Consider the following 19,107-nt stretch of genomic DNA (forward strand, 5'->3'; position numbering starts at 1 on the left):
GGACTGCCTCCGCCTTGTTCGTAGCCTAACGTGCGGGAGTCGCGCACGTACCCTGCGGAATTTTCAGTCCCACTCGCTGCCGCGCATCGCAATGCCCCTCTCTGCTGCCGTGCCATTCGATGACCTCGCCCGAGGGGAGATCTTCCTAACGAAAGGCAGCTTAAGAGGTAGAAGGGCAGCTTAGAAGAATTATATGTCGGTATACGCAACATTAGCCAAGCTAGAGTCGATTTATCACGTTCTGTCCATCACGGCTAAACGGAGTGCGGTCAGGTCGCGGCGGTGTTGGTTTCGCAGCGGGCTCGAAACTGCGGACGGTATCTGTTCAGGTTATGAACGTGCTATTCCCCCCTAGTCTGCGGCCCTCTGTCTGTGGCCTCACCCGGAGTTCGGCTCGGTGTAGTGGCGGAATAGGCAAATTTGGTACGACTAGGTCGTGAGGCGGTCGCTTCCTCGCAAGGCTCTCGGGGGCCACGACCCTTCGCATCGCCGCACGAGCGGTGAGTTGCCGGGGTGAGTCCTAGGCTTCGTTGTGTGATCGGCTGAATACCCGCGACGGCTGGAGTAGGGCGAGTGGAGATTCAGGTTCTAGGCGGCCTTTCGGTGCAACTACTTTCTCGCACGTTGCGCCTCGGCACACCCAAACAGCAGGCGATCTTCGCGATGCTCGCAGTTCAGCCAGGTCGACTGGTTACCGTGGCCGACTGCATCGACGAGTTATGGGCCGATCGCCCACCGCGATCGGCCGTGGCGAATGTGCTGAGCTATGCCGCCAATCTGCGCCGGACTTTCGAGGCCTTCCCCTCCGGGCGAGGGGTCGTCGTGCGGCAGCGGAACGGCTTTCGTCTCGACGTGCCGCCCGAGCTGATCGATGTCGCATGCTTCCAGTTGGAGCGGAGCGCGGGCCGGGAAGCCTTGGAGGTCGGCCACCTGGAGCAAGCTCGGGAGCTGCTGAGCCGAGCCGTCGCCCGGTGGCAGGGCCCCATGCTCGCCGGCATCCCGCTGGGACCCGTGCTCAGCGCACGCGTGCTCGCCGCCGAGGAAGAGCGTCTGCTCGCCGTGGAACTTCTTGCCGACGTACAGATGAGATCGGGGCGGGGTGATCTGGCGATCCCGTTGTTGCGGGAAGTCACCACCCGTCATCCCCTCCGGGAGCCGACGTACGTCCTGCTCATGCGGGCGCTGTACGAGGGTGGCGATCACGCGGGCGCACTCATCGCGTACGACGAGATCCGGACACGGCTGATCACCGAGTTGGGAGTGGGCCCCGGGGCGAGCATCGAAGAGTTGCACCGCGAGATTGCCACTCCGAGCCCGCTGCCGGCTGTGCTCTCCCGAGCGGGAGCCCGACCAGGACCCGCCGCGGCGCTCGTGCACGGCGCGGCGGGAGAGGCGGCAGCTGAACAGACGGGTCAGGTCACACCGGTGGATCATCTTCCGCGGGCCGTCGCGGACTTCGTCGGGCGGGAGGACGTCCTGTCGCGGCTGCTGGCGGAGACCCGGCGAGTCGAGGAACGAGTCCCGCCAGTGCACATGATCGACGGCATGGCGGGCAGCGGCAAGACGGCCCTCGCCGTGCACCTGGCCCGCCGGCTGTCCGATCGCTATCCGGACGCCACGTTGTTCATCGACCTGTGTGGCCATGGCGATAAGAACCGGGTCGAGCCAGCGGGTGCGCTGGTCACGCTGTTGCGTCAGCTTGAGGTGCCGGCCGACCGCGTTCCGGTCGAGTTCGACGCCAGAGCCGAGTTGTGGCGACGAGAACTGGGCCGTCGAAGGTCGGTGCTCGTCCTCGACAACGCTGCGAGCAGCGAGCAGATTCTGCCTCTCCTGCCGACCGAGCCGACCGCCGTCGTGCTGGTGACCTCAAGGCGGAGGCTCTCTCACCCGGACGTGGCGCCTTCACAGACGTTGCCGGTGATGACTCCTGAAGAGAGTCTCGACCTCCTCGCACTCAGTGTCGGTAGGGCCCGGGTCGAAGCGGAGCCGGATGCCGCGGCCGAGGTGGTCCGGCTGTGCGGGCATCTCCCCCTGGCAATTCGGCTGGCCGGTGCCAGACTCGCCCATCGGCGCGGCTGGCGGGTGGCGGACCTGGCCGGACAGATGGCTGGCGATCCTCTGGTGCTGCATCATCTGGCTCAGGAACAGAGCACAGTCACCGGCGCCTTCGCCGCCTCCTATGAGCCGCTCCCGGGTTCGACCAAGCGTGTCTTCCGGTTCCTGGGTCTGTATCCCGGTAACCGCTTCAGCCCGGCGGCAGTCGCCGCACTGACCGGCCTGGCGGTGGCGGAAGCTCACCGGGCGCTCGACGACCTCGTCGACCGGAACCTGGTGGAAGACCTGGACTCGACGCGATACCGACTACACGACCTCATGCGCCAGTACGCCGTGGAGTTGTGCACGCGTACCGAGTCCGCGAGCGACCGAAAGGCCGGCCTGGCTCAACTGTTCGACTTCACGCTGGAGGCGGTGCTGAGGGTCGCCGATCTGCTGGAGCCCGGGGTCATCAGATCCCAGGTCACTCACCGTTACTCCGGGTGTCCTGAGCTGGTCGAGGCGATCGGTGAACCATGCACCGACTGGTTGGAGGCCGAACGCACGGAACTGGTGGCAATGGTGTTGTCAGCGCTCGAGTCGGAGCTCTACCGGCACTGCTGGCAACTGGCCCGCGCCCTCTGGCGATTTTTCTACATCCGCGGATACTTCGAGGACATGATCCTGACCTTCCGCCACGCACTGACGGCGGCGGAGGCAACGGGAGATGTTGACGCGATGGCGGTGGTGAACAACTACCTGGCTTCCGCCTACGTACGCACCGGTGACAACCAGTGGGCGCTTGACCACCTGACCCGGGCGGTAGACCTCTCTCACAACTCCCGGGACGTGCGGAACACCGCGCGGTACCGGGCCAACCTCGCGGCCGTCTACGCGTGGAGCGGGCACCTGGCCGAGGCGGTGACAGTCGGTATGGAGAGCCTGCGCGACTACAAGGGATACGGAAATGTCGGGGTGCCAGTGGTGTTGCCGAACCTTGGCACGGCACTGATGATGCTCGGGCGCTACGAGGAGGCGTTGCGACTGCACCGCCGGCACCTGGCATGGGCCCGGACGAAGTCCGAGGATTTCCATGTACTCAACGCCTTCGGCCATGTTGGGGCGGTGCGCGTAAGAATGGGCCATTTTCCGCAGGCGATCCGGATTCTCAAGGCCTCGTTGGCCCTGCGCGATCGCACCGGCCATCGGTTTGCCGAGGCCGAGGTGCGCAACGACCTCGGGATCGCCTATCGCGGTCTCGGCCGTCTGGTCGAGGCCCAACAGCAACACGAGGCGGCCAGACAGTTGTCGATCACCTCGGGGGAACGGCACGTCGAGGCGGCCGCGCTGAACGAACTCGGCCGTACCCTGCTGGCGCAGGGGCGAGGTGGCGAGGCCGTCGAGATGCACCAGGCCGCCCTGCGACTGGCCACCCGGATCTCGCACCCGTACGAGCAGGGGCGTGCCCTGGCCGGTCTCGCCGAGTGCTTCGCCCGCGCCGACCCGGCCGAGGCCCGCAGGCACTGGGAGCGGGCGTTGGCGATCTTCCGGCGGATGGGGGTGCCGGAACGGTTCGAGGCCGAACGCCGCCTCGCCGAGATGGCTTCCACAACCGTGGTCTCGGGGCCCTGACCAGGTCAACGGCTCTTATCGATTTCTTATCGCCGAGCCCGGTAGCTTCTGGCCGTATCGGCGGACGGGGGAGGTTCTGCTCCTGGGCAGAACCGGGTCGCCGACACGCGCCCGCTGCCAGGTCCCCCCAGCGACCTCGGCGGCGGGTCGGTCAGGAAGGAGCGGCGTCGGGCCGTTGCGCCGTCAGCACCCGGTGTGATCGTCAGCGTGACGTCGCTCCTTCCGACCACCGTCGTACCGCACCGATAGGCTCACGACCGTGACCGAACCCGCGCAGCTCAGCCACGTCGATCGCGCCGGCGCGGCCCGCATGGTCGATGTCTCCGCCAAGGCGGTGACGGGCCGGTTGGCCGTCGCGGCCGGCCGTCTGCGGACGACACCCGAGGTCATCGACCTGTTGCATCGCGACGGTCTGCCCAAGGGTGACGCGCTGGCCGTCGGGCGGCTGGCCGGGATCATGGGGGCCAAGCGCACTCCGGATCTGATCCCGCTGTGCCACCCGATCGCCCTGCACGGCGTCACCGTCGACCTGCGGCTGACCACCGACACCGTCGAGATCACGGCCACTGCCCGCACGGCGGACCGGACGGGGGTGGAGATGGAGGCACTGACGGCGGTGGCCGTCGCCGGTCTCGCCCTGGTCGACATGGTCAAGGCGGTCGACCCGGCGGCCTCGGTGGAGGCGGTCCGGGTGCTGCGCAAGGAGGGCGGCAAGACCGGCGAGTGGGTTCGTCCGGAGGATCGGCAGTGATCCGGGCCCGGGTGATCGTCGCTTCCAATCGGGCAGCGGCCGGTGTCTACGCCGACACCAGCGGCCCGCTGCTCGTCGCCGGGCTGCGCGAGCTGGGCTGCCAGGTCGACGATCCGGTGGTGGTGCCCGACGGTGAGCCGGTCGGCGAGGCCCTGCGGGCCGCCCGCGCCGACGGTGTCGACGTGGTGGTGACCAGCGGTGGCACCGGAGTGACCCCGTCGGACCGGACGCCGGACGTGACCCGGGGTCTGCTGGATTACGAGGTCCCCGGCATTGCCGAGGCGATCCGCGCGCACAGCCGTGAGCGGGTGCCGACGTCGGTGCTGTCCCGGGGCCTGGCCGGGGTCGCCGGTCGGATGTTGGTGGTCAACCTGCCCGGCTCGACCGGCGGCGCCCGGGACGGCCTGGCCGTTCTCGGGCCGATCCTCGGGCACACCGTCGACCAGCTTCGCGGCGGGGACCACTGAACCGCTTGGGCCACCGGGTGCACGCCAGGCCCGGACGGGTGTCGGTCGGTGCCGATAGGCTCGGTCGGTGAGCACGGAAACCGCACCCAACGCGGATCGGGTCAGCGCACCCCCGCCTGCCGGGTGGGAGGAAGCGCGTTCGCGGGTCTACGCGGTCGGCCTGGCCGCCGCGCTGCCCACCGTCGCCCGACCACTCGTCGACACCGACGGGTCGACCCTGGCCGAGCCGTTGACCACCCGCACCGACCTGCCGGCGTTCCCGACCTCCAGCGTGGATGGCTGGGCGGTGCGCGGCAGTGGTCCGTGGCGCGTCGTCGGGCGGGTCCTGGCCGGCAGCACCCCCGCGCCGCTCACCGAGGACGACACGACCGTCGAGATCGCGACCGGTGCCATGGTGCCCGAGGGGGCCACCGCCGTGCTGCGCGTGGAAGAGTCGAAGAGTGCTGACGGCCTGGTCAGCGGCGTTCCCCGGAGCACGCCCGAGTGGCGCAAACCCGGCGAGGAGGCGTACGCCGATGAGGTGTTGCTGCCGGCCGGCACGCCGGTCGACCCGGCGGTGATCGGCCTGGCGGCCGCCTGCGGGCACGACACGTTGCGGGTTCGACGGGCGCCGCGTGCCGCGCTGCTGGTCTTCGGCGACGAGCTGCTGACAGCGGGTCCGCCCGCGGCCGGTCGGGTCCGCGACGCGCTGGGCCCCTCGGTGCCGGCGTGGCTGCGGCGCTACGGCTGCCAGGTCCGCCCGTCCGACGTGGTCGGCCCGGTGGCCGACACGCTGCCCGCGCACGTGGCGGCGCTGCGCTCGGCGCTGACGAACGCCGATCTGGTCTGCACCACCGGCGGCACGATGAACGGTCCGGTCGACCACCTGCACCCGACCCTGGAGGCGCTCGGCGCCGACTACGTGGTCAACACGGTGGCGGTCCGCCCCGGCTTCCCGATGCTGCTGGCCCGGCTGACCGGCCCCGACGGGCGTGCCCGGTTCGTGGCCGGGCTGCCGGGCAACCCGCAGTCCGCCATCGTCGCGCTGGTGTCGCTGGTCGGCCCGCTGCTCGCCGGCCTCCAGGGCCGGTCGATGCCGGTGTTGCCGCAGGCCACGTTGGCCGAGGCGGTGCCCGGCCGCGGTGACCACACCCACCTGGCGCTGGTCCGACTGGACCGGGCCGCCGGGGTGGCGTCCCCGGTCCGCCACGTCGGCTCGGCGATGCTGCGGGGCCTGGCCGGCGCGGACGGGTTCGCCGTCATCCGCCCCGGCACCAGCGGCGAGCCGGGCGACCGGGTGCCGATCGTGCCACTGCCGTTGTTCCCCGGGGAGCGTGCGTCGTGACCGCACCAGCTGTCACCTTCGGCGAGGTCACCGACCGGCCACTCGACCTGGCCGCACACGAGGCTGCGGTCGTCGACCGCCGGGCCGGCGCGGTGGTGTCCTTCCAGGGCGTGGTCCGCGACCACGACCACGGCCGCCAGGTCACCAGCCTGGAGTACGAGGGGCACCCGAGCGCCGAGCAGGTGCTGCGCGAGGTGGCCGCCGAGATCGCGGCGGAGCCCGACGTCTACGCGGTGGCGGTCTCGCATCGGGTCGGCCCCCTGGCGATCGGTGACGTGGCGCTGGTCGCCGCGGTGAGCACCGCGCACCGGGCGGCGGCCTTCGCGGCCTGCGCCCGGCTGGTCGACGAGGTCAAGGCGCGACTGCCGATCTGGAAGCGGCAGGTCTTCACCGACGGCACCGAGGAATGGGTCAACTGCCCCTGACGGGCCACCTGCCCCCACCCGTCAGCGGTGACCGTTGACCACCACGGCCCTGGACAGCCGGTCGCCGTAGAACGCCGGCTCCGCACCCGGTCGCCAGGGCAGCGCGGCGACCAGCACGATCAGGGCGAGCGCGAGCGAGTTCTCCATCAACGCGCCGAACAGGCCGTCCTGGTAGTGCGACATCTCCGGCAGTTGGTGTTCGTACGGCCAGATCGGGGAGATCAGGAAGAGCAGGTAGAGCCCGATCGCGGCGACGCCGTGGCGCAGCCCGGTCAGCGTCGGGTACCAGATCGGCGGGCGGAGCCCGTTGACCCCGGGAAGCCCGCCGAAGACCGGCCCCTGGCCGGTGCGCTGCGGTGTCCCCCGGCTCGCCTCGCGGCGACGCACAGCGGCGTCGGCCAGCACGATGATCGCCGGGATCACCCAGACCAGGTGGTGCGTCCAGGAGATCGGGCTGATCACGTTCGCGGTGAGACCGACAAGCGTGAAGGCGGTCAGCTCGTCACCGTCGGCGCGGGAACTCGCCGCCCGGGACAGGCCCAGCGCCAGGACCAGCACCGAGAAGGCGAGCCACAGCAGCCCCGGGGTCTCGATCGAGTCGTACAGCCGGGCGAGCAGACCGGCGAGGGACTGGTTGGGCGTCATGTCGGCCGCGCCGACCCGTTCGGTCTGCCACAGCACGCTGCCGAAGTAGGTCCGCGACTCGTCGCCGACGATCGCGAAGGTCCCCAGCGTCACGCCGATCGTGGTGCCGATGGCGGTGGCCGCCACCCGCCACTGACGGGTGATCAGCAGGTAGGCGATGAACAGCGCCGGGGTGAGCTTGACAGCGGTGGCGAGGCCGATCCCGGCCCCGGCCCACGCCCCGCCGTAGACGAAGCGCAGCAGCGGGCCGTCGGTGGCGGCGTAGTGGGTGCCCCGGCGGGACCGCCAGCGAAGGCCGATCAGGTCAGCCATGATCAGGGCGAACAGCAGGATGTTGACCTGGCCGTACCCGAGGGTCTCCCGGCCCGGCTCGATGGCGACCGCGAGCGGCACCGCCACGGCCACCGTGAACCACAGTGGCCACCCCAGTCGGTCCACGATGGGTCGGAGCAGCCCGGCCAGCACCAGCGCCAACGCGGCGATGCTGGCGGCGGCGTTGACCAGACCGGCCGCGTCGATCGGCAGCTGCGCCATCGGCAACATGACCAGCCCGGCGAAGGGTGGGTAGGTGAACCCGAGCGTGGTTTCGGGCGCGATGAACTCGTAGAGCTCGTGACCGCTCGCCCACCACACCACGGCACCGTGGTAGATCTTCATGTCGAAGAAGTTGTACGGTCGCCCGAAAGCGCCGATGGCGAGCCATGCGGCATAGGCGACGGCGGCCACGATGGCACCCCGTACGACGTTCCTACGATCGATCCCGCGCGTCACGCGGTCGATCCCGCGCGTCACCCGTTGGATTGGGGCGAGGCGGTCCGCCCGTCTACCGACATCCGTCGGCATGGCGTGGCCACCCCCGTACCAAGGTCGTCCTATCCGTCCAGGTCCTGCACGGAGCCTAGAACGGCGCCTCACGTCAGTGCCTCCCGCGTTATGCGACCGTGTCCGATCCCACACATGTTTTTGACATTTCCACCGCGTTAACGCCTACCGGGTGGTTCAGGTAATTCGTGCCCTTAGCGGGGGGTGGGGGTGAGACCGAGACGGATCGACGCAGGTCAGCCGGGGAGCCGACGTGCGGTGGAGGCGGAGCGGACGGCGATTCGGGCCTCGCGTCGGGCGGTCCGGACGGCGCGTTGCACGGAACGTCGAGAGTGGCCGATGCGATGGCCCGTCCGCCACCGCAGCCCCGGCTTGCCTCCGGTGTCCGCCGCGGCGAGCAGCAGACCACCGAGGAGCCCGATGTTCTTCAGGACGTGGATCTGGTTGTTGTTCTTGGCGATCGGGTCGTCGTTCTTCCAGAAGGGATGCCCGGCGACGGTCACCGGCACCAGCGTGCCAGCGAGGACCAGCGCCGCGGGTCGGCTGAACCGACCGGTGGCCAGCATCAACCCGGCGCTGACCTGCACGGCGGCGTTGAGTCGGATCAACGTCTCAGTCTCGGTGGGGAAGTTCGGGTGCGCCTTCTTCAGCATCGGTGCGACCTTGTCGGTCACGGGTTTGGCGGCGGCCGACAGCCGGCCGGGAGCACGGAAGTTGCGATACCCGCTGACCACGAAGATGCCGCTCAGCATGGCGCGGGCGAGGGAGCGTACGGGCGTCATGGATCAGTCATACCCCGTCGCGGCGTTTGCTACCCGGGCAACCGCAGGATCGGATTGGTGTTCGTACACGTACGCCACGCCGAATCGAGCGACCGTCACGGATGGACGGGCGCTGACGGGTAACGTCGCGCGGGTGACCACGCTGCGGCTACGCCCCGAGGATCCGGCCGACGCCGGCTCGGTGCGCCGCGTGCTGGCCGCCGCCTTCGCCCGCCCGGACGTGACGACGCCGCCGGAGGTCAGCCTGGTCGACGAGCTGCGCGACACCACCGCCTGGTTGCCGGAGCTGGCCATGGTCGCCGAGTACGGCGGTGAGGTGGTCGGTTACGCGCTGCTCACCCGGGTGCGTCTGCGGCCGGAGCGGGGCGCCGACGTGCCCGTGCTGGCGCTCGGCCCGGTGGCCGTGGCGCCGCACCGGCAACGTGTCGGGCACGGCACGGCGGTCGTGCAGGCCGCACTGGACGCCTCCACCGAGTTGGGTGAGCGACTCGTCGTGGTCCTCGGCGCGCCGGCCTTCTACCGCCGGTTCGGGTTCGGCCCGGCGAGTGAGCTGGGCCTGACCGGCCCGTGGGCGGGCCTCGGTGAGCCGTGGCAGGCGTTGGTGCTGCCTCCGTCCACCAGCGAGGAAGGCCCTCCGCCGCGCGGTGAGGTGCTCTTTCCGGCGCCCTGGTCGAAGGTCTGAGCGGGCTGACGCGTCAGGCCGGCTGCGTCCGCAGGTACCGGCCGAAGTGCGGGACCGTGAAGGCGACGGTGCCCCGCTCACCGGAGTAGATCAACCCCTTCTTGATCAGCGCGTCCCGGGCCGGGGAGAGGCTGGCCGGCTTGCGGCCGAGGGCTCGGGCGATCTCCGCGGTGGGCACCGCGGCGTCCATGTCGTCGCGGACCACCGCGCCGGGCTCGCCCTCCACCGCGGACAACGTGGCCATCGCCCGCATGTACTCGCGTTCGGCGGGGGTGGCCCGTTCGAACCGGGACCCGAAGAACCCGACCGCCAGCTCTGCTTCCGCCTCGGGTGCGGCGACCCGCACGTCGGCGGCGGTGATCGGCGAGCGCGGCGCGTTGTCCCAGGTCGCCTTGCCGTACGCCTGGACGAAGTAGGGGTAGCCGCCGGACTTCTCGTAGAGCAGGTCGAGGGCCTTCTGCTCGTACTCGACCTCCTCGCGCTCGGCGGGCGCGCAGAGCGCCCGGTCGGCGGCGATCCGGTCGAGCCGGTCGATGCGCTGGTAGCGGAACAACCGTTCGGAGTACGACTTGGCGGCGCTGAGCACCGCCGGCAGGTGCGGAAGGCCGGCACCGACGACGATCAGCGGCGCGCCGAGCTGGGACAGCTCGTGGCAGGCGGCGCAGAGAGCCGACACGTCCTCCGGGCCGAGATCCTGCATCTCGTCGATGAAGATGGCGATGCCGGTGCCGACGTCGCTGGCCACCGCGGCCGCGTCGCTGAACAGCTCGACCAGGTCGATCTCGATGTCGCCGGAGTCGGCCCGACCACTGGCGGCCGGCACGTCGATGCCGGGCTGCCACCGGTCGCGCAGCTTGGTGGCGGCACCGGCCCGGCCGGTCGGGTTGGACCGCTGGGCGAACGCCTTGAGGACGCCGAGGAACGCGTCGATCCGGTCCGGCGCGCGGTGGCGGGGGGCCAACTCGCGCACCGCCATGTGCAGCGCGGCGGCGACCGGTCGGCGCAGTGACTGGTCCGGTCGAGCTTCGATCTTGCCGCTGCCCCAGAGCCGGTTGATCGCCTGGGACCGGAGGGTGTTGAGCAGAACCGTCTTGCCGACGCCGCGTAGCCCGGTGAGCATCAGGCTGCGCTCGGGTCGGCCGCGGGCGATGCGCTCCAGCACGATGTCGAAGACGTCCAGCTCCCGCCCCCGCCCGGCGAGTTCGGGCGGACGCTGGCCGGCGCCCGGCGCGTACGGGTTGCGGACCGGATCCACGCATCGCAGATTATCGGGCCATCTAGCTGCGGGGCTAGACATGGATAGATGGGGCTACCGGCGTGTCGGAACCGTCGACAACAAACTAGGGCTGTCTAGCGTCCACGCTAGACAGCCCTAGTTTTGCCAATCGGCGGACCGGCCGCCCAGCTCGGGCTACCGCTTCTTCAGACAGAGCACGTAGTCGAACAGGTCGACCGAGTTGTCGTGCACGTAGTTCGCTGTCGCCTGCGGCGCGAGCACCTCACACCGGTCGCCGTCGGTGGTAGCCGGAATGCGCAGCAGCACCTGATAGGTGTTCGGGCCGCACGGCACCTTGCGGAGCTCCGCGTCGTCCTCGCTGCCGTCGTTCACCACGCAGTCGCCCCGCGCGAACTCCTCGTCCGGAGACGGCGCGGCTGACGGCGGCGCGTCGCTCGGCAGGGCGGGTGGCACGACCGGAGCGCTCGTCGACGGGGTACGCGCCGCATCGCTGCCAGCGTCGGCCACCTTCCAGACCGCCCAACCGGCCAGGCCGAGGCACGGACAGAGCACCAGCAGCACCACCGCCGCGATGATGAGGGCGACGTTGCGGCCGGTCTTCGCCGGCGCGGCGGGCGGCACCCCGTAGCCGCCGGGCGGCTGCTGACCCCACGGGCCGGCTGGCTGACCCGGGACCGGACCGGCCGGCTGACCGGGCGTCGGGCCGGCCGGCGGGAACGGGCCCGCCGGAGGGTACGGCCCGGGCGGCGGGTAACCCGGGCCCGAGGTCGGCGGTGGCGCCCACATCGGCGTGGTCGGCGGCTCCGGGCTGGTGGACTGCGGCCCCGGGTTGGTGGGCGGCGGCACCCACATGGGTGCCGTCGGTGGCTCCGCGCCGGCCGGCGGCGGACCCCACTGCTGCCGGGTGGGGTCGTCAGCGGCCGGCGGGGTGCTCCACTGCTGCCGGGTGGGGTCGTCGGCGGCCGGCGGGGTGCTCCACTGCGGCACGGTCGGGTCGACCGGTGGTGAGCTGTCAGGCCCGCTGGGCGGGCGCTGGTACGGGTCGTCCGGCTGATCGGAACCCGCAGGTCCGTAGGTCGTCATGTCATCCCCGGGGGTGGGTGGTCTCAGCGTTGCTTGAGGCAGAGGACGAAGTCGAGAGTGTCCAGCTCACTGTCGAAGAAATACCAGTTGGTGTAACCCTCCACCTTGTCGCACTTGGTCTCGGCGTCCCGCTCGCCGCTGGTCGGGCCGTCGATCCGGCTCAGCACCTCGTACGACTTCGCGGTGCAGCCGCTGATCAGCAGCTTGGGTTTGCCGCCGGCGGCGCCGTCGTTGCGGACGCACTGGCCGACCTTGGCGAACCGGGGATCGGCCGACGACTCCGGTGCCGCCGCGCTCGGCGCGGGCTCGACCGCGTCCGCGCTGGGCTCACCGGCAACCGCCGCCGGACTGCTCGGTGCTGCCGCCGGCGCCGGGTCGCTCTGCCCACCGCGGAACCAGAACACGCCGGCGACGACCACCACCACGAGGACGACGGCCAGCACCGCGATCAGCGGCCCCCGGCCGCGCCGGCCTGGTGCCGGATCCTCGCCGTACGGGTCGTCGGGCCGGTACGGCGGCTGCCCGCCGTAGGTCGGGGTCGGCTGGTACGAGCCGCCGTAGGGCGCGCCGGGCGCTGCACCGTACCGCGTTCCCGGCCCGCCTCCGTAGGTCGGCTCGCCGTATGACCCGGGCCCCTGCGGGCCGGGCGGGTACGACGCGACCGTCGGCGGGTAGGACTCGGGCGTGGGTGGGTACGACTCTGGCGTGGGCGGGTACTGCCGCTGCACCGGGTGGCCCGGTGTCTCATCGGGTCGCTGGCCACGCCACGGCCCCGGGTGGCCGCCTCCCGGTTGTCCGTAGTTCGTCATGCCGCCCTCCTGCACGAGTGGTGAGAGGCCGGCCACCAAACCGCGACGCGGACTCCGAGGTCACCGTAGCGTGGTCCACTGATGAGCTCACCTCCACCGAGCGCCACGGCCCTCGCCGGCCGTCGCGTCAGCACCACACCGGCACTGATCTGGATCGCGTTGATCGTGGTCTACCTGCTCTGGGGGTCGACCTATCTGGCCATCCGGATCACCGTGGAGACGGTGCCCCCGCTGCTGTCGGCCGCCCTCCGGTTCGCGGTGGCCGGCCTGATCCTGGCGGTGGTGCTGCGGTTGCGCCGGGGCCCCGGCGCGCTGCGGGTGGACCGACGGCAACTCGGCTCGGTCGCGTTGGTCGGGGTGCTCCTGCTCGCCGGTGGCAACGGCCTGGTGGTGCTCGCCGAATCGGGGCCGCCCGGCGTCGCGGTGCCGTCCGGGATCGCCGCGCTGCTGGTGGCCACGGTGCCGCTGCTGGTGGTGCTGTTGCGCTCGGCCACCGGGGACCGGCCGCCGCTCTGGACGTTCGCCGGGGTCACTGTGGGCTTCGTCGGCCTCATCCTGTTGGTGCTGCCCGGCGGTGGTTCGGGCGCGGTGCCGTTGGTCGGGGCGTTGACAGTGGTGGCGGCGACCGCCTCCTGGTCGGTCGGGTCGTTCCTGTCCGGACGGGTCCGGATGCCCGCCGACCCCTTCGTGGCCACCGTGTACGAGATGGTGGCTGGCTCGCTGGTGCTGGCGGTCGTCGCCGCCGGTCGGGGCGAACTGGCCGACTTCCACCCGGCGGCGGTCAGCACCCGGTCCTGGTTGGCGCTGGGCTACCTCATGGTGGCCGGTTCACTGGTGGCCTTCACCGCGTACGTCTGGCTGCTGCACAACGCGCCGATCTCGCTGGTGTCGACGTACGCCTACGTGAACCCGGCGGTCGCGGTGGTGCTCGGCGCGCTGCTGGTGGCCGAGCCGGTCACCCCGCAGGTGCTGCTCGGCGGTGCCGTCATCGTGGCCGGGGTCGCGGTCGTGGTGGTCACCGAACGGCCGCGTCGGACCGGCACGGGATCACGATCGGGGGCCACGCCCGTGCGCGGGCGTCGGTAACGTCCGGGCCATGTCGGCCGTCGCGCTGGTGTCGATCGCTCTGCTCGGCACATTGGTCGGCCTCGTCGTACCCCTGATGTCGCGGCGCTTCGCCACGGCGGACGCCGGGTCGTCGGCGTTTGCACTGCCGCAGCCGTTCCGGCGGCCCTGGGTCGCGCCGATGGTGGCGGCCAGCGTCTTTGTCGGCCTTGCCGGCGCGGCTGCCGACGACCCGGCATTGCCGGTCTTCCTCGCGGTCGGGGCGATCGGTCTGGTGCTCGCGCGGGTCGACCTGGCCTGCCTGCGGCTGCCCGACCCGCTGGTCCTCGTTGCCGGGCTGCTGGCCCTCGGGGGTCTGACAGTTGCGGCGGTGCTGTCCGGCGCTCCCGGCCGGCTGCTCGGCGCGCTGGGCGGCGCGGCGGTCGCGGGGGCGGCGCACGTGCTGCTGGCAGTGCTGCCCGGGTCCCGACTGGGTTTCGGCGACGTGAAACTCGCCGCCGTCCTCGGCCTGCCGCTCGGCTGGTTGGGGCGGGACGCCCTGCTGGCCGGCCTTCTCCTGCCGCACGTCCTGCACGGCGTCCTGGTCATCGGCCTGCTGGCCGCCCGAAAGGTGCACCGGAACACCCCGCTCCCCCTCGGCCCAGCCCTGCTCACCGGCGCCTGGCTCGCCGCTCTCCTAACCTGACCCAAACCCCGCGCCCCCAAGCCCGCGCCACAAGCCCCAAGCCCCGCGCCTCCAAGCCCCAAGCCCCTCGTCGATCTTGCGGTTTCGGTGCCGGCACAAGGTGCATCCCGCGCAGAAGGGCAACAGAAAGTGCAAGATCGACGCAGTTGAAGGGCGGGGGCGGGGGTTAGATCAGGCGGAGTTGGCGGTCCTTTGGGCGGCGGGGTTCTTCTTCGCCGAAGCGTTCGAAGAGGCCCGGGTCGATGCTGCCGAGGAACGGCGAGGGGGCGCAGTCGCGCTCGGTGCCGTGGCGGGTGCGGCGGGCCGCGTGACTGACGTACAGCCGGTCCTGGGCCCGGGTCAGGCCGACGAAGAAGAGCCGGCGTTCCTCGGCGACGGCGTCGTCGTCCGGTGTCGAGCCCGGCCAGCGCAGCGGCAGCAGCCCGTCCTCGACGCCGACCAGGAAGACCACCGGGAACTCCAGGCCCTTCGCGGCGTGCAGGGTGAGCAGCGTGACCGCCTCGGCGCGCGGGTCCAGTGCGTCCACCTCCGCGCCGGTCGCCAACTGCGACAGGAAGGTCTCCAGGTCGTCGCCGCAGCGCCGGGCCAACGGGGTCAGCAGGTCCACCGCCGAGCGGACGTCCTCGGGGCGGACGGCGCTGCCAGCGCCGTCCAGGGTGGGCACGGCGAACCGCTCCGCGACCACCTGACCGGCCAGCCGCACCCGGGCGGCCAGCGAGCCGGCCAGACCGTCGGCGTGCCGGAGCTCCCGGGCGATGGCGGCAACCCCGGGCCGATCCCGCAGCCGGTCGTGGGAACGCTTCTGCACCGGGATGTTGGCCCGGCTCAGGGCGTCCACGATCGGGGCGGCCTGCGCGTCGGTGCGGTACAGCACGGCGATGTCGGAGAACGACAGCGAGGTGGACCGACCGTCGATGCGGCCCGAGTCCAGCGAGCGGTGCGACAGCCCGCCGACCAGGTCGTCGACGGTACGCACCACGAAGTCGGCCTCCTCGGCCACCGACGCCGCCGGGTAGCGCCCGACCAGCGGGGCCTCCGGGTCGAGCCGGGCCGGGTCCAGTCGTCGACCCCGCACCAGCGAGGACGGTGCGATGGCCTGCACGGCGGCGGCCAGGATCGGCGCCGACGAGCGGTAGTTGCGGTTGAGCCGGACCAGCCGGGCGTCGGTGAAGTCCTCGGAGAAGCGCAGGAAGTAACCGACGTCGGCACCCCGGAACGAGTAGATCGCCTGGTCCGGGTCGCCGATCGCGCAGAGGTTGCCGTCGGTGGGGCTGAGCAGCCGCAGCAGCTCGTACTGCACCTCGTCGACGTCCTGGTACTCGTCGACGAAGATCCACCGCCAGCGGTCCCGGTACCGCTCGACCAGCTTCCGGTCGGCCCGCAGCAGCTCCACCGGCAGGGTCACCAGCTCGTCCAGGTCCACCAGGTCCTGCTTACGCAGCAGCGACGTGTAGGTGGCGCTGTCGTCGCCGGCCTCGGTGCGGGCCGCCGCCCGCTCGGCGTCGTCGGCGATCCGGAAGTCGGCCGGCAGGCCCGCGGCGGCGGTGTTCTCCCGCAGGATCAGCAACCCCAGCGCGTGGAACGTGCCCACTGTGACGTCCTCGGCGACCGGGCCGAGCAGGCCGTCGAGGCGGTGCCGCAACTCCTCGGCGGCCCGCCGGGTGAACGTGATCGCGAGGCAGTGCTCGGGAAAGACGTTCAGCTCCGCGCAGAGGTACGCGATCCGGTGGGTCAGTGTCCTGGTCTTGCCGGTGCCCGGACCGGCCACGATGAGCAGCGGGCCACCGGGGGCGGAGGCGGCCACCCGCTGCATGGCGTCCAGCCGGTCCAGCAGGCCGGTGCCGACCTCCTCCATGCCGGCGAGCATCGGCTCGAACGGTTCGTGCGGAGACGGCGGCGACGCGATCGGCGGCGGGGGCGTCGGGGCCGGCTTCCGCTTCGGCTCCGACTTCGCCGCCGCTGGGCGCTTTGCCGCGACCCGGGGCGCCGGCTCCGTGGGCCGTCGCTGCGCCGGCACCGGTACGTCGAACAGGGTCTCCTGCGCGCCCAGCTCGGCCGGGTCGAAGAGCGTGATCACGCCGTACTCGCCGTCGTAGCCGGGCACCCGGCGGACGTCGCCGCGCCGCAGTCGCCCGATGCCCTCCGCGAGCAGTTCACCGCCGGCCTGCTCGATGTCGGCCAACGGCGTCGTGGTCAGGATCTCCAGCTCGGGGCCGAGTGCGGCGAGCAACTCGTTGAACCGCCCCTCGACCTTCTTCGACCGGGCACCCACCTTGTTGATCTCGCCGAGGATCTCGGCCAGCGGCACCAGGTGGGTGACGTCCCGGGCGTGTGCCGGCCGGTGCCCGGCCGGACGGTCGGCCAGCTCCTCGACCCGGCTGAGGACACCCACGGTGAGCGGCTTGCCGCACTCGGGGCAGCGCCCGTCGGCGGCCCGGGTGCGCTCCGGAGACCAGTTGACCCCACACAGCCGGTGCCCGTCCGCGTGGTACTTGCCCTCCTCCGGGAAGAACTCGACAGTGCCGGCCAGGCCGTCACCGGTACGCAGCGCCTCCCGAACGGCGAAGTAGTCCCGTTCCGCGGTCAACACTGTCGCCTCCCGGCCGAGAGCCGGTGGCGAGTGCGCGTCCGAGTTGGACACCAACTGGTAACCGTCCAGGCTGCCGACGCGCCAGTTCATCGCGGGGTCGGAGGAGAGCCCGGTCTCCACGGCGAAGATGTGCTCGGCCAGGTCGGCGTAGCAGTCCGCGATCGCGTCGAAGCCGGACTTCGAGCCCAACGCGGAGAACCACGGCGTCCAGATGTGCGCGGGCACCAGGTAACCGTCGGGGCTGGCCTCCAGCGTGATCTCCAGCAGGTCGCGGGAGTCCAGTCCGAGGATCGGCCGGCCGTCGGAGCCGAGGTTGCCGATCCGGCCGAGGGCGGTGTTGAACCGGGCCACCGCGTCCAGATCCGGCAGGTAGATCAGGTGGTGCACCTTGCGGGTCCGGTCGTCCCGCTTGTAGATGGTGGAGATCTCCACGCTCAGCATGAACCGGACCGGGTCCGCCTCCGCCGTCGAGGCGAGTCGGGGTGGCAGTCGGCGGGCGACGTCCCGTTCCGCCTCCGGGTCGAGCCGGTAGAGCCCCGGCTCGGCCGGGCGCAGCGTCTCCCGCAGGTGGTCGTACCAGGCGGGGTGGGTGAAGTCGCCGGTGCCGAGCAGGCCGATGCCCTTACGCCGGGCCCACCACGCGAGGTTCGGCGTGGTGAGATCACGGCTGCACGCGCGCGAGTACTTCGAGTGGATGTGCAGGTCCGCGACGAATGGCGGTAGGCCACCGGGGGGTACGGCGCTGAACGGGGGCACGCCGCATCCTGTCACGCCCGCCGCGCCGGCCACCCGCCGCCACGCGCGGACGTGACCTCCGCTATGCCGAGCGCAGCTCGACCAGACTGATTTGCGGCTCCGCGCCGACCCGGACCGGCGGACCCCAGAAACCGGCGCCGTTGGTCACGTAGACCTTGGTGCCGTCCACCTCACCGAGCCCGCTGACCACCGGCTGCTCCAGCCGGACGGCCAGGTTGAACGGCACCATCTGCCCGCCGTGGGTGTGCCCGGACAGTTGCAGGTCGACGCCGTAGCGGGCCGCCTCCTTGGCCGCCACCGGCTGGTGCGCGAGCAGGACGACGGGCCGGCTCGGGTCGCGGTCACCGAGGGCGGCGGCGAAGTCCGGACCGGCCGCGAGGCCGGTGCCCACCCCGCTGAGGTCGTTCACGCCAGCCAGGTCGAGCACCCCACCCCGGGCCTGGATCTCCTGCCGCCGGTTCTGCAGCACCCGCAGACCGAGCCGGTCGACCTCCTGGACCCACTCCTCGACGCCGGAGTAGTACTCGTGGTTGCCGGTGACGAAGAAGCTGCCGTAGCGGGAGCGCAGGTCGCGCAGCGGCGCGGCGGCGGAGCCGAGTTCGGCGACGGAGCCGTCCACCAGGTCACCGACGACGGCGACGATGTCCGCGTCGAGCCGGTTGATCGCGGCGACGATCCGCTCGGTGTGTGCCCGGCCGCGCAGCGGGCCGAGGTGGATGTCGGAGACGGTGGCGATGCGCAGACCGTCCATGCCGCGGGGGAGTTTGGCGAGCGGGATCTGCACCCGGTCCAGCTGCGGCGGGCCGAGGGCGGTGCGGACGCCGTACCCCGTGATGCCGGTGGCGGTGAGGCCGGCGAAGATGGCCGCCCCACGGGCCAGCAGCAACCGACGGGACGGGTCGTGGTCCGGTGCCGCGACAGCGCCGGCGGCCGGCGGGTCGGTCGGCCCGGCGGCACCGACCAGTACCGGTTCGGGCGCGGCGGTGGTCGGCTCCGCGGCAACCACCCGGCGGCGCAGCACCAGCCGGGCGACGAGCATCGGCACTTCCAGCACGACAAGCACGACAAGCAGGTAGAACATCAGCGCGAGCCACAGGTAGCCCGGCCAGGCGAGCCAGTAGAGCCCGGCCTGCGTCCCGGCGAGGGTGATCGGCACCAGCACGGCCAGCACCACCGCGGCGATCGCGCCGACCCGTCGCCAGCGACCCGGTGTGGTGGTGTCCCGGACCAGCCGCTTCCACAGGTAGAGGTGGATGAGACCGGTGACCAGCGCCAGGACAGCGACGAACCCCAGAACCGCCATCATGTGTGCGCGCCT

General features: G+C 71.6%; 14 protein-coding genes and 1 pseudogene. 8 read left to right on the top strand and 7 right to left on the bottom strand.

Translation table 11 applies throughout. From position 1 onward, the window contains the following. The first annotated feature begins 573 nt into the window (after window positions 1-573). The 5 genes from QCZ28_RS16685 (at window position 574) to QCZ28_RS16705 (ending at window position 6,633) form a co-directional block, all read left to right on the top strand. Entirely contained in the window at window positions 574-3,666 is a 3,093-nt protein-coding gene (locus QCZ28_RS16685) for a BTAD domain-containing putative transcriptional regulator (protein ID WP_279517506.1), read from the top strand. A 259-nt stretch (window positions 3,667-3,925) separates the two neighbouring features. Further along, window positions 3,926-4,417, top strand: a complete 492-nt coding sequence (gene moaC / locus QCZ28_RS16690; RefSeq protein ID WP_030331784.1) for a cyclic pyranopterin monophosphate synthase MoaC — start codon at window positions 3,926-3,928, stop codon at window positions 4,415-4,417. After that, window positions 4,414-4,884, top strand: coding sequence for a MogA/MoaB family molybdenum cofactor biosynthesis protein (locus QCZ28_RS16695; RefSeq protein ID WP_279517507.1), 471 nt, complete (start codon window positions 4,414-4,416; stop codon window positions 4,882-4,884). Before moaC ends, QCZ28_RS16695 begins: the two co-directional genes overlap by 4 nt. Window positions 4,885-4,951: 67 nt before the next feature. Beyond that, window positions 4,952-6,208 (top strand): molybdopterin molybdotransferase MoeA, encoded by a 1,257-nt coding sequence (locus QCZ28_RS16700; protein ID WP_279517508.1) that lies wholly within the window; start codon window positions 4,952-4,954, stop codon window positions 6,206-6,208. Beyond that, window positions 6,205-6,633: a molybdenum cofactor biosynthesis protein MoaE gene (locus QCZ28_RS16705; RefSeq protein WP_279517509.1), complete on the top strand. Its 429-nt coding sequence runs from the start codon at window positions 6,205-6,207 to the stop codon at window positions 6,631-6,633. Before QCZ28_RS16700 ends, QCZ28_RS16705 begins: the two co-directional genes overlap by 4 nt. A 21-nt stretch (window positions 6,634-6,654) precedes the next feature. On the opposite strand, the gene QCZ28_RS16710 is transcribed toward QCZ28_RS16705, so the two are convergent. Both QCZ28_RS16710 and QCZ28_RS16715 read right to left on the bottom strand, forming a co-directional pair. After that, window positions 6,655-8,121 carry a glycosyltransferase 87 family protein gene (locus QCZ28_RS16710; protein WP_279517510.1) on the bottom strand — a complete coding sequence of 489 codons (1,467 nt, stop codon included), beginning with the start codon at window positions 8,119-8,121 and terminating at the stop codon, window positions 6,655-6,657. A 215-nt stretch (window positions 8,122-8,336) separates the two neighbouring features. Beyond that, entirely contained in the window at window positions 8,337-8,882 is a 546-nt protein-coding gene (locus tag QCZ28_RS16715) for a DoxX family protein (protein ID WP_279517511.1), read from the bottom strand. Window positions 8,883-9,015: 133 nt separating this feature from the next. On the opposite strand from QCZ28_RS16715, the gene QCZ28_RS16720 reads away from it, so the two are divergent. After that, complete coding sequence (locus QCZ28_RS16720; protein ID WP_210860113.1) at window positions 9,016-9,564, top strand: N-acetyltransferase; 549 nt, start codon at window positions 9,016-9,018, stop codon at window positions 9,562-9,564. A 13-nt stretch (window positions 9,565-9,577) separates the two neighbouring features. On the opposite strand, the gene QCZ28_RS16725 is transcribed toward QCZ28_RS16720, so the two are convergent. From QCZ28_RS16725 to QCZ28_RS16735, 3 genes and pseudogenes are all read right to left on the bottom strand, one after another. Then, window positions 9,578-10,819 (bottom strand): ATP-binding protein, encoded by a 1,242-nt coding sequence (locus tag QCZ28_RS16725; RefSeq protein ID WP_279517512.1) that lies wholly within the window; start codon window positions 10,817-10,819, stop codon window positions 9,578-9,580. Between the two features lie 156 nt (window positions 10,820-10,975). Beyond that, window positions 10,976-11,422, bottom strand: a complete 447-nt coding sequence (locus tag QCZ28_RS34510) for a hypothetical protein (protein ID WP_347815111.1) — start codon at window positions 11,420-11,422, stop codon at window positions 10,976-10,978. Window positions 11,423-11,907: 485 nt separating this feature from the next. Then, window positions 11,908-12,378: pseudogene (locus QCZ28_RS16735) on the bottom strand (hypothetical protein); the annotation flags it as partial. A 396-nt stretch (window positions 12,379-12,774) separates the two neighbouring features. Between QCZ28_RS16735 and QCZ28_RS16740 the strand changes: the two are divergent. After that, on the top strand, window positions 12,775-13,779 hold the full coding sequence (locus QCZ28_RS16740; RefSeq protein ID WP_279517514.1) for an EamA family transporter: 1,005 nt from the start codon (window positions 12,775-12,777) through the stop codon (window positions 13,777-13,779). Between the two features lie 10 nt (window positions 13,780-13,789). Then, window positions 13,790-14,443: a prepilin peptidase gene (locus QCZ28_RS16745; protein ID WP_279517515.1), complete on the top strand. Its 654-nt coding sequence runs from the start codon at window positions 13,790-13,792 to the stop codon at window positions 14,441-14,443. 166 nt (window positions 14,444-14,609) lie between these two features. Here QCZ28_RS16745 and QCZ28_RS16750 read toward each other — a convergent pair whose 3' ends face one another. Continuing rightward, on the bottom strand, window positions 14,610-17,789 hold the full coding sequence (locus tag QCZ28_RS16750) for a UvrD-helicase domain-containing protein (protein ID WP_279517516.1): 3,180 nt from the start codon (window positions 17,787-17,789) through the stop codon (window positions 14,610-14,612). 61 nt (window positions 17,790-17,850) lie between these two features. Further along, entirely contained in the window at window positions 17,851-19,095 is a 1,245-nt protein-coding gene (locus QCZ28_RS16755; protein ID WP_279517517.1) for a metallophosphoesterase, read from the bottom strand. Window positions 19,096-19,107: the final 12 nt, after the last annotated feature.

This window comes from Micromonospora sp. DH14, assembly GCF_029809455.1.
In the GTDB taxonomy this organism is placed as follows: Bacteria; Actinomycetota; Actinomycetes; order Mycobacteriales; family Micromonosporaceae; genus Micromonospora; species Micromonospora parva.

Excerpts from the sequence above, each read along its gene's own strand:
- QCZ28_RS16745 (WP_279517515.1), top strand. The coding sequence starts at position 13,790 with ATGTCGGCCGTCGCGCTGGTGTCGATCGCTCTGCTCGGCACATTGGTC.
- QCZ28_RS16755 (WP_279517517.1), bottom strand. The coding sequence starts at position 19,095 with ATGATGGCGGTTCTGGGGTTCGTCGCTGTCCTGGCGCTGGTCACCGGT.
- QCZ28_RS16715 (WP_279517511.1), bottom strand. The coding sequence starts at position 8,882 with ATGACGCCCGTACGCTCCCTCGCCCGCGCCATGCTGAGCGGCATCTTC.
- QCZ28_RS16740 (WP_279517514.1), top strand. The coding sequence starts at position 12,775 with ATGAGCTCACCTCCACCGAGCGCCACGGCCCTCGCCGGCCGTCGCGTC.
- QCZ28_RS16710 (WP_279517510.1), bottom strand. The coding sequence starts at position 8,121 with ATGCCGACGGATGTCGGTAGACGGGCGGACCGCCTCGCCCCAATCCAA.